The 7,767-nt window shown below is 69.8% G+C and carries 7 protein-coding genes and 1 pseudogene; 7 read left to right on the plus strand and 1 reads right to left on the minus strand.

Features of this window, described 5'->3' with window-relative positions; all coding sequences use genetic code 11:
* The 5 genes and pseudogenes from tsf to dxr all read left to right on the plus strand — a co-directional run.
* Positions 1-448: translation elongation factor Ts (gene tsf, locus I53_RS12605; protein ID WP_043351201.1), on the plus strand; the 448-nt coding region annotated here is incomplete at its 5' end.
* A gap of 457 nt (positions 449-905) precedes the next feature.
* Positions 906-1,628: a UMP kinase gene (gene pyrH, locus I53_RS12610; RefSeq protein WP_043351203.1), complete on the plus strand. Its 723-nt coding sequence runs from the start codon at positions 906-908 to the stop codon at positions 1,626-1,628.
* Positions 1,629-1,743: 115 nt separating this feature from the next.
* Complete coding sequence (gene frr, locus I53_RS12615; RefSeq protein WP_043351205.1) at positions 1,744-2,307, plus strand: ribosome recycling factor; 564 nt, start codon at positions 1,744-1,746, stop codon at positions 2,305-2,307.
* A 20-nt stretch (positions 2,308-2,327) separates the two neighbouring features.
* Positions 2,328-3,186: pseudogene (locus tag I53_RS12620) on the plus strand (phosphatidate cytidylyltransferase).
* 19 nt (positions 3,187-3,205) lie between these two features.
* The gene (dxr, locus tag I53_RS12625; protein WP_043351207.1) at positions 3,206-4,384 is read left to right on the plus strand and encodes a 1-deoxy-D-xylulose-5-phosphate reductoisomerase; all 1,179 of its coding nucleotides are present in this window, start codon (positions 3,206-3,208) and stop codon (positions 4,382-4,384) included.
* A 9-nt stretch (positions 4,385-4,393) separates the two neighbouring features.
* On the opposite strand, the gene I53_RS12630 is transcribed toward dxr, so the two are convergent.
* Positions 4,394-5,032, minus strand: a complete 639-nt coding sequence (locus tag I53_RS12630; RefSeq protein ID WP_043351208.1) for a TetR/AcrR family transcriptional regulator — start codon at positions 5,030-5,032, stop codon at positions 4,394-4,396.
* A gap of 138 nt (positions 5,033-5,170) precedes the next feature.
* Here I53_RS12630 and I53_RS12635 point away from each other — a divergent pair, with 138 nt between their 5' ends.
* Together I53_RS12635 and I53_RS12640 are read left to right on the plus strand one after the other, a co-directional pair.
* Entirely contained in the window at positions 5,171-6,412 is a 1,242-nt protein-coding gene (locus I53_RS12635) for an HlyD family secretion protein (RefSeq protein ID WP_043351209.1), read from the plus strand.
* Between the two features lie 8 nt (positions 6,413-6,420).
* The coding region (locus tag I53_RS12640; RefSeq protein WP_043351210.1) for a DHA2 family efflux MFS transporter permease subunit at positions 6,421-7,767 on the plus strand (1,347 nt) is incomplete at its 3' end.

Here is a 7,767-nt window from a genome sequence, read left to right on the forward strand (position 1 = left end):
CTCCGAGGGGCTCGGCAAGATCGGCGTGCTCGTGGCTCTCGAGTCCGAGGGCGACGTCGAGGCGCTCTCGGCCCTCGGCCGCCAGATCGCCATGCATGTCGCGGCGACCAACCCGGTGGCGCTCGACGCCTCGGGCGTCGACACCGCCACGGTGGAGCGCGAGTCGAACATCCTGCGCGAGAAGAACGCCGGCAAGCCGGACCACGTCCTCGCCAAGATCATCGAGAGCGGCCTGAAGAGCTACTACAAGGAGGTCACCCTCCTGGAGCAGCCCTTCGTGCACGACGGCTCGAAGACGGTGAGCCAGGTCCTCAAGGAGGCCGGCTCGAAGGTCGGTGGTCCGGTCACCCTGACGGGCTTCGTACGCTACGCCCTCGGCGAGGGCATCGAGAAGGAAGAGGGGCCGGACTTCGCCACCGAGGTCGCCCAGCAGGCCGGCCGCGCCTGACCATCGTCCGCGATCGCCCGGCGCGCCGGGCCCCAGTGAGACCAGCCCCGTCCGGCGCGAGCCGGGCGGGGCTTCGCATTTTCGGCCTCGCCAAAGCGTTCCACGCCGGACCGTGTTGCGGCGCACACGCCGTTTCGCGGCGGTGCGCTATGTCGTGCCCATGCCTTTGAAACCCTTCTCCTACCTGATGATCGGCGTGTTCGCCTCAGGTCTCGTCATGACCGTGCTCGGCGCCGTCGGCGTCCTGACCGGCAGCTGAAAACCGGGCGCCGGCCTGATCCACGATCAGGCCGGCGCCTCGCCTGTTGGCGGATGGTCCTCCCGGGATTAGGCCATCTCTCCCGTATGATTCGACCGATGTGCCCCGCCGGATCGGCCCGAACCCCTCGACGGAACTCCCGCGCCTGACGTAGAAGCCTCCCGGTTTGCGCGACGCGGGATGGAGCCGGGAAACCCGATGCCGGATACGACGCCGTTTCGCCGGATATTGCTGAAGCTATCGGGCGAGGCTCTTGCAGCCCCTGACGGGTACTGGTTGCATCCGCCGACCCTGGCGGGGCTCGCCGAGGACATCGCCCGCACCATCGAGGCCGGCGCCGAGATCGCCATCGTGGTCGGCGGCGGCAACATGATCCGCGGAGCGCGGATCTCGGCGGCCGGCTGGATCGACCGGGCCACCGGGGATTCGCTGGGGATGATGGCCACCGTCATGAATTCCCTGGCTATCGAGACCGCCCTGAACGCCGCGGGCGTCCAGGCCCGCACCATGTCGGCGGTGTCGATGCCGACCATCTGCGAGACCTACGCCCGCCAGCCGGCCTTGCACCACCTCGACAAGGGGCAGGTGGTCGTCCTCGCGGGCGGCACCGGGAACCCGTTCTTCACCACCGACACCGCCGCCGTCCTGCGCGCCGCCGAATTGCGCTGCGACGCGGTTCTGAAGGCGACGCAGGTCGACGGCGTTTACACGGCCGATCCCAAGAAGGATCCGAGCGCGACCCGCTACGACCGCATCACCCATGACGAGGCCATCGCCCGCGATCTCAAGGTGATGGACACGGCGGCCTTCGCGCTGGCCCGGGAGAGCCGGCTGTCGATCCTCGTCGGATCGCTCCATCCGCCGAGCTCGATTGCCGGCATCCTGTCGGGCGAGGCCCCCTCGACCCTCGTGGCTCCCTGACGACGCGGCTGTGATGCCGCCGCGACCGTTTGCGGCCCTGAAAAAATTCGTCCATTGAGGCCGCGATTGCCCGCGCCGGGCTCAAGATACCGTCAGACGTCTCGGGACGACCACCATGGCCACACCGGAATTCGATCTCAACGACCTCAAGCGCCGGATGCAGGGCGCCGTGTCCTCGCTCTCGAAGGATCTCGGCTCGCTGCGCACCGGGCGCGCCACGCCGTCGCTCCTGGATCCGATCCAGGTGGATGCCTACGGATCGATGATGCCGATGGCGCAGGTCGCCACCGTCAGCGTGCCGGAGCCCCGGCTCCTGTCGATCTCGGTCTGGGACCGCAGCATGGTCACCGCCGTCGAGAAGGCGATCCGCGAATCCGATCTCGGACTCAACCCGCAGACCGAGGGGCAGACCATCCGGCTCCGCATCCCCGAGATGAACGAGCAGCGCCGCAAGGAGATGGTCAAGGTCGCCCACAAGTACACCGAGGAGGCCCGCGTCGCCGTGCGCCACGTCCGCCGGGACGGCCTCGACCATCTGAAGAAGCTCCTGAAGGACAGCGCCATCTCGGAGGACGACGAGAAGCGCCAGGCCGCCGACGTGCAGAAGGCGACCGACCAGTTCATCGCCGAGATCGACGGCGTGCTGGCCTCCAAGGAGAAGGAAATCATGCAGGTCTGAGGCGAAGGGACGGGACGCGCGTGACCGCCGCCGCCGCACCGGCCGCGCGTCCCTCGGGACGGCGTGAGCTGTGGCTGCGCGTCGCCTCGGGCCTCGTGCTCGGGGCCGGCGTGCTGGCCGCACTCGTCTATGGGGGCTGGCCCTTCGCGGGGATCTGGCTCGCCGCCGGCATCATCGGATTCGGCGAGTGGATGGTGATGAGCCGCACCGAGCCCCGCGAGGTTCTGATCGCACTGGGCGCTGCGACGCTGGGCGCCCTGCTGCTCTGCCAGCGCGGCGGTGCCCCGACACCGGCCTGCATCGCTGTCCTTGTACTCGGCGCCGCGGCTTGCGCCACGGTGGCGCGGACGCCTGGGGGCCGGTTCCGCGCGTTCGCCGGTGTGCTCGGCGCGGCGGCGATCGCGGCGGTGCCTGTGGCCCTGCGCGACGATCCCGCCATCGGTCTCGTCGGTCCGGCCTGGATGTTTGCGGTGGTCTGGTCCACCGACATCGCTGCCTATTTCGCCGGCCGGAAGATCGGCGGCCCGAAGCTGATGCCCCGGGTCTCGCCCAACAAGACGTGGTCGGGGGCCCTCGGCGGCCTCGTCGGCGCGGTCGCGGGCCGGGACGCTGGTCCCGGTGGTCGCCCACCTTGCCGGGATGCCTCTGCCCAGCGCCGCCTCCCTTGCCGTTGTGGCAGGCGTCAGCGCGCTCGCTTCCGTCCTGAGTCAGGCGGGGGACCTGATCGAATCCGGTCTCAAGCGCCATTACGGCGTGAAGGACTCCGGAAAGATCATCCCGGGCCATGGCGGCGTCATGGACCGGCTCGACGGATTCTTCGCGGTCGCCGTGCTGGCGGCCCTCTATCTCGCCCTGCGCGGGGGCGGTCTGATCGCGTGACGATGAGGGAGTTGAACCCGTGACCCAGGTCGTCACCGTCTTCGGCGCCACCGGCTCGATCGGCCGTTCCACCGCCGACCTCCTCGCCCAGCATGCCGACCGGTTCCGGGCCGGCGCCCTGGTGGGGGGCAAGGATCCCGTCGCCCTGGCCAAGGTCGCGCGGGAGCTGAATGCGTCCTTCGCGGCACTGGCCGATGAATCCGCCGGCCCGGCACTCGCCGAGGCCCTGTCGGGCTCCGGCATCCCGAGCGGGGCGGGGGAGGCCGCCGTCATGGAGGCGGCCGCCCGCGACGCCGACATCGTCGTGGCGGCGGTGAGCGGGGCGGCAGGGCTGAAATCGACCCACGCCGCCCTTCGGCTGGGCCGCAAGGTCGCGCTCGCCAACAAGGAGAGCCTCGTCTGCGCCGGCGACGCCTTCATGCGCGACGCCGCGCGCTACGGCGCCACGATCCTGCCGATGGATTCCGAGCACGACGCCCTGAGCCAGGCGCTGGCCGGCCGGCCGCTCGCCGACGTCCGCACCATGATGATCACGGCCTCGGGCGGCCCGTTCCGGACCTGGACCCGCGAGCGCATCGCCGCCGCCTCCGCGGCCGAGGCGGCCGCTCATCCGACTTGGTCGATGGGCATGAAGATCAACATCGATTCGGCGAGCCTGATGAACAAGGGCCTCGAACTGATCGAGGCGCACCATCTGTTCGGGATCGAGCCTGAGCGCCTGGACGTCGTGGTGCATCCGCAATCGGTGATCCACGGCCTGGTCTACTGGCTCGACGGGGCGGTGACCGCCGAGCTGGCGCTGCCCGACATGCGCGTGCCGATCTCGCACTGCCTCGGGCTCGGGGACCGGCTCACCATCGAGCGGGGGCGGCCCCTCGACCTCGTGACGCTGGGCTCGCTCACCTTCGAGGCGGCGGACGAGGCGCGTTTCCCCTGCCTGCGGATCGCCCGGGCGGCGCTGGCCGCCGGCGGCGCGGCACCGACCGTGATGAACGCGGCCAACGAGATCGCGGTGGCGGCCTTCATTGCCGGCCGGATCGGCTTCTACGGGATCAGCGATCTGGTCGAGCGCGCCTGCACGCACTTCGCCGGCTCGTACCGCACCGCGCCGGCCGACGTGGACGAGGCGCTCGCCATCGACGCCCACGTCCGGATCTGGAGCGCCGAGGCCCTGCCGGAGCTGCGCGCCGCCGGCTGAACCTTCGCCTCAGCGCGCCGGGCCGTAGCCGGCCAGGAACACCCGCACCGCCTCGTCGATCTGATGGCGCATCTCGGCCTCGCCGGCGATGCCGCCTGCCGCGAACAGCAGGCGCGTCAGCAGACCGGCCTGGCAGAGGTGCAGGAAGTGTCGGGCCGCGAGTTCGGTGTCGGCGATGGTCAGGCGTCCCGCCTGGACCTGCGCGTCGAGATAGCGGGAGAGGCGGTCGACGCCGCAGGCCGGACCGGCCTGATAATAGACCTGCCCGAAGCGGGGAAACTTCTCGCTCGCACCGATCACCATGCGGACCAGCGAGACATGCTCCGGCCGGCACATCTCGGTCAGGAAGCTTACCCCCAGCCGCGTGAGCACGCCCGGCACGTCGGGATCATCCGCATCGAGTGTGAACAGGGCTTCGGCGAGGCTGGCCTTCTCCTGCGTCGTCAGCGCCTCGAACAGCGCCTCCTTGCTCTCGAAATAGACGTAGAGCGTGCCCTTCGAGACGCCGGCCGCGCGGGCGATCTCGCCCATGCTGGCACCGTCGAACCCCGCCGACAGGAACACAATCCGCGCACCCTCGAGGATCTGCTGCCGCTTGTCGCCCTCGTGCTGGGCCTGACCTCGCTCCAGAACCGCACCCTGAGCCATCGTCCCGCTCCGCGCCCGTGGCGCCGCCACGCTTGACCGAACCGTTCGGTCAACATAATCTGCGGCTTCTGCGGAGGCACGTCAAGCCGTGCCTCGTTATTGACCGAACCGTTCGGTCATTGAGGTCGAGGCGCTGATATGTCCCTTCGCGAGGACGCGGATCGGCTTAATTCCGGTCTCGAGGCCGGAATCGAGGCCAGAGACGAGGAGCGCGCGGAGCATCCTGCGCAGGCCTCAGTCACGGCACCTCTGCCGAAGCCCGTGCCGGACGAGGCGGTCCCGGCGCGCAAGCGCCCCGTCAAACGGCTCCTCCTGCTCGGCCTCCTGACGGCCGCCCTGGGCGGCGGCGCCTATGAAGGGTGGCAGTGGTGGACCGTCGGGCGGTTCTTCGTCTCGACCGACGATGCCTACGTCCAGGCCGACATCTCCGTCCTCGCGGCCAAGATCCCGGGCTACCTCCAGTCGGTCCCGGTGGTGAACGGCCTCGCGGTGAAGAAGGGCGACGTCATCGCCCAGCTCGACGACGGCGACTATCGCCTCGCGCTCCAGGCCGCGCAGGACAAGCTCGCCACGCAGGAGAGCACCATCGCGCGGATCGCCCGGCAAGCCGAGGCGGCCCAGGCGCAGGTCGCACAGGCCGCCGCGCAGCTCGACGCGAGCCGCGCCGACGCCGTTCGCGCCCAGGCCGATTTCACCCGGTCGATGCAGATGCAGCCGGATTACGTCGCCAAGTCGCGTATCGACCAAACGCGCGCCGACCGCGACCGCACCGAGGCCTCCGTCAAGCCCATGGAGGCCGGCCTCGTCGCGGCCCGCGCCAATGTCGACGTCCTCCAGGCGCAGAAGCGCGAGGCGGAGAGCCTCGCGGCGGAACTCCGCACCGCCGTCGACCGGGCCCGCCGCGACCTCGACTTCACGGTGATCCGCGCGCCCTTCGACGGGGTCGTCGGCAACAAGGCCGTCGAGGCCGGCGCCTATGTCGGGCCCGGCACGCGGATCGCCGCGCTCGTCCCGCTTCAGAGCGTCCGGATCGACGCGAACTTCAAGGAGACCCAGGTCGAGCGCATGCGTCCCGGCCAGCCCGTGACCGTCACGGTCGACGCCTATCCGGACCGCGAGATCCACGCCGTGGTGGAATCGTTCTCGCCGGCCTCCGGCTCGGTGTTCAGCCTGCTGCCGCCCGACAACGCCACGGGCAACTTCACCAAGATCGTTCAGCGCCTGCCCGTCCGAGTGAGGGTGCCCGAGGAGGTCGCCCGTGAGGGCCTGCTGCGGCCGGGCCTGTCGGCGGTGGTGCGGGTCGATACCCGCATCGGCGCGGACCGCTCCGTCCTCGACCGCGCCTCCGCGCCGCGGCCGGTCAACACCGCGAGCCGCTGAGACCCGCGATGGCCGCCAGTGCCGCCACCTCCGCGGGCGATGCCGCCGCCCCGACGCGCGGCGCGACGGCCCGCGCCGCCGAGCCGCCCCTCGACCGCCGCCGCATGGTGGCGTTCGTCTGCATGGTCTTCGGGATGTTCATGGCGATCCTGGACATCCAGATCGTCTCGGCCTCCCTGAACGAGATCCAGGCCGGCCTCTCGGCCTCCGGCGACGAGATCCCCTGGGTCCAGACCAGCTACCTGATCGCCGAAGTCATCTCGATCCCGCTCTCCGGCACCCTGTCGCGGGTGCTCTCGACGCGCTGGATGTTCGCCATCTCGGCGGGCGGCTTCACCCTGATGAGCCTGATGTGCGCCACCTCCTCGTCGATCGGCGAGATGATCGTCTGGCGGGCGCTCCAGGGCTTCATCGGCGGCGGCATGATCCCCACCGTGTTCGCGGCGGCCTTCACGATCTTCCCGCCCTCGAAGCGGACCATCGTGTCGCCGATGATCGGGCTCGTGGCGACGCTGGCGCCGACGATCGGCCCGACGGTGGGCGGCTATCTCACCGATCTCATGTCGTGGCACTGGCTGTTCCTGATCAACGTCGTGCCGGGCATCTTCGTGACCGTCTCGACCTGGATCCTGGTCGATTTCGACGAGCCCAATTACGGCCTGATCAAATCGTTCGACTGGGCCGGTCTCGCCTTCATGGCCGGCTTCCTCGGCTGCCTGGAATACGTGCTGGAGGAGGGGCCGAACCACGATTGGCTGCAGGACGAGGCGGTGTTCGCCTGCGCGGTCATCTGCGGAACCTCGGCGCTGCTGTTCTTCTGGCGGGTCTTCACGGCGAAGCAGCCGATCGTCGATCTGAGGGCCTTCTCGGACCGGAACTTCGCCAGCGGGTGCGTGGCGAGCTTCGTGCTGGGCATCGGGCTCTACGGGCTGACCTACATCTATCCGGTCTATCTGGCCCGGGTGCGCGGCTACTCGGCGCTGATGATCGGCGAGACGATGTTCGTCTCAGGCCTGTGCATGTTCGCCACCGCCCCCATCGCCGGCCGGCTTTCGGGCAAGGTCGATCCCCGCATCATGATGGGCATCGGCTTCGTCGGCTTCGCCTGCGGCACGTGGATCGTCACCGGCCTGACCAAGGACTGGGACTTCTACGAGCTGCTCCTGCCCCAGATCCTGCGTGGCTGCTCGCTGATGCTGTGCATGATCCCGATCAACAACATCGCGCTCGGGACGCTGCCGCCGGCGCGGATGAAGAACGCGTCGGGGCTGTTCAACCTGACCCGTAACCTCGGTGGCGCGGTCGGCCTCGCGCTGATCAACACGATCCTCAACGACCGGTGGGACCTCCATCTC

Source organism: Methylobacterium sp. B1 (genome assembly GCF_000333255.1).
GTDB lineage: Bacteria > Pseudomonadota > Alphaproteobacteria > Rhizobiales > Beijerinckiaceae > Methylobacterium > Methylobacterium fujisawaense.